Raw genomic sequence first — 2478 nt, 5'->3', positions numbered from 1 at the left:
GACGACCACGAGCGTGTCGGGGAGGGCACCCACGAGCGCTTCATCGTCGACATGCGCAGATTCATGGCACGTATCACCCGCAAGGTCCCCTAAGACAATGAGCGTGGTCGGTCGGACTGTGCCGGGAGCTCCCTGGGCTGGGCGATGTGCGATCCTCTCGCGCTCACCTTGATCACAGAGCGTCGATTAGCAGGTGCCGACTCTCGGGTCACCACGGTGCGATGGCGAGCTCTTCGATGCCGAGGTAAGCGGTTCTCTGGGGCATAGCGCCAGACGCTCACAACTTGTGCCCCACGAGAGCCAGCCCGACCAACGTCCTGCCGGATCCTGGCCGCGGCTCGGCGGCATGGCTTCGATCGCGCAGGTCGGGTTCATGAGTACATCGGGGTGAGTTGATGAGGTCCGGCGTGTGGGTCTCGCGCACGCCGCCAGGCTGGCAAGTGCCGCAGTGTGCCTTACGGGCCGGCCTGCCCCACTGGACGCGGGCGGGTGCCGGTGAGCCGGCCGGCGGGACTCCAAGGACCGGCCCGGCCGACCGGATGGTGGTGGTCGCCGAGGAGCCGCTGGATGCGCCGGGCCACGGCCATGTCGTCTGGGGTCGGAGTGGCGCCGTCCCGGGGAACGAAGGTCACGGTCACGCGCCCGCCCCGGATGCCGATGAGCGGCTCGCGACAGGCGACCGCGGCGTCGAGGGCGATGCGGCCGACGAACCGCGTCGCGACGCCGAAGTCGTCGAAGCGGAAGGTCCTGCTGATGCCGTCGCCGCGGGCCTGCCAGCCCGGCAGGGCGCGGATCTGCTCTTCCTTGATGGTGGCCATGCTCGCCTCCCTTTGCGATCCTCCCTAACGCGATCCCGTCGGCCGCGATGTCCCTTCAGGACGATCAGCCCTGAGGGTATCACTTAATTGACTACGCCTCAAGTAAAGCTATACTTTATAGGACCTGGACGCAGCCCACCGATGAAGGGACCGCCATGGAACGACCCTCGACCGGGATCGACGCGCTCGACAAGCTGCTCGGCGGGCTCGGCGTGGGCGACAACGTCGTCTGGCAGGCCGCCGACCCAGCCGAGATCGAACCGTTTGTGGAGGCGTTCCTGGCCATCGCGAACGGCACGACGCCGCTGACCTACCTGAGCTTCCGGCTGCCACCGGCCACGGTCCTGGACCGCTTCCGCCGGGTCTGGGACAACGAGCGCTTCACCCTGCTCGACGGCTGGACCGGCGGCGGGGCTGCTCCCTCAGGTCGAAGGAAGAGAACGTCCGCTGGCGCCTCCGAACCGGCTCGGGTACGGCGCCTCAAGGACCCCGGTGACATGGAGCAAGTCAACCGGGAGCTGGCCGAGATCGAGGACGAGCTGGGTCCGGGCGCCGGCTATGTGTTCGACGACCTGACCAGCATGCAGCGGCTGTGGGGGCCAGAGGCGGCCCTGGCGTCGTTCCTACGCTGGTGTCCGCGTCTGTACCAGGAGCGCACCGTCGCCTACTGGCTGCTGGAGCGCGAGGCCCACCCGGCGGCGTTCCGGTCCCGGCTGGCCGAGATCACCCAGGTCATCCTGGACCTGGAAGCGGTGCCGGCGGCGCCGGCCGAGCGGACCCTGCGAGTCGTCAAGGCTGACGGGCATCCCCCCGGCGTGACCGGCCGCACCCTGCGGTACGGGGTCGGCGAGGACGGCCGCATCGACGCCCTCGGGCAGACAGCTGGCATGCGGGAGCGGATCGGGGAGCAGGTCCGCGCCGGGCGCATCGCCGCCGGGCTGTCCCAGGCCGAGCTGGCCCGCCGCATCGGCGTCACCCCCAGCGCCCTGTCCCAGGTCGAGCGGAGCCGCCATGGCCTGTCGGGCGAGACCCTGACCCGCCTGTGGGCCACCTTGGGCATCCCCTTCGGCCCCAGCTCGGACCCGAGCCCGCTCCCCTACCGGCTGGCCCGGCGCGGCGCCCGCCAGCCGGTCGCCCCCGCGCCCGGGCTGTCCGGCGAGACCGTCCTGCAGGCGCCCTCCGGACTGGCAGTCCACGAGCTGACCTTCCCCGCCGGCGGCAGCGGGCGGCAACCGTTCGAGACCAAGCAGCCCGAGCTCCTCCTGGTCCTCGAGGGCGCGCTGGAGCTGCAACTCGGCCAGGAGACCCACACCCTGCAGCAAGGCGACGCCATCCTGCTCACCACCCAACCGGTCACCGGCTGGCGCAACCCGGCCAGGGAACCGTCCCAGGTACTGTGGCTGGTCCTCAAAGGTTGAGAGATCGCGTACAACATCCAACAGCTCGTCGAGGACCACCGCCACCCGCTGGACCAGCGGATGCGGATCGCTGGACGGCATCCGCCTGCTGCCCGGGCGGATCCGGAGACCTTGCGCCATCAGCATTGAGCTCGGCAGGGGTCCGGCAGCCGGCGGCCACCATGGCGGAGGGGGATGGCCGCCAGGCACTGCTGGTGGCCCGCGTCGCTCACTATGCGCTACGCAGGTGCTCGATGAGGACG

General features: G+C 70.3%; 2 protein-coding genes. One reads left to right on the top strand and one right to left on the bottom strand.

What is annotated here, in order from left to right:
* Positions 1-455: 455 nt before the first annotated feature.
* The gene (locus tag VF468_23020) at positions 456-818 is read right to left on the bottom strand and encodes a 4a-hydroxytetrahydrobiopterin dehydratase (GenBank protein ID HEX5881162.1); all 363 of its coding nucleotides are present in this window, start codon (positions 816-818) and stop codon (positions 456-458) included.
* Between the two features lie 155 nt (positions 819-973).
* Between VF468_23020 and VF468_23015 the strand changes: the two genes are divergently transcribed.
* Entirely contained in the window at positions 974-2236 is a 1263-nt protein-coding gene (locus VF468_23015) for a helix-turn-helix domain-containing protein (protein ID HEX5881161.1), read from the top strand.
* The last annotated feature ends 242 nt before the right edge of the window (positions 2237-2478 follow it).

It is taken from the genome of Actinomycetota bacterium, assembly GCA_036280995.1.
GTDB lineage: Bacteria > Actinomycetota > CALGFH01 > CALGFH01 > CALGFH01 > CALGFH01.
Note: the sequence above shows the minus strand (reverse complement) of the source record. Positions and strands in the feature narration are given on the sequence as shown.

Coding starts and splice junctions, on each gene's coding strand:
- VF468_23020 (HEX5881162.1), bottom strand. CDS start 818: ATGGCCACCATCAAGGAAGAGCAGATCCGCGCCCTGCCGGGCTGGCAG.
- VF468_23015 (HEX5881161.1), top strand. CDS start 974: ATGGAACGACCCTCGACCGGGATCGACGCGCTCGACAAGCTGCTCGGC.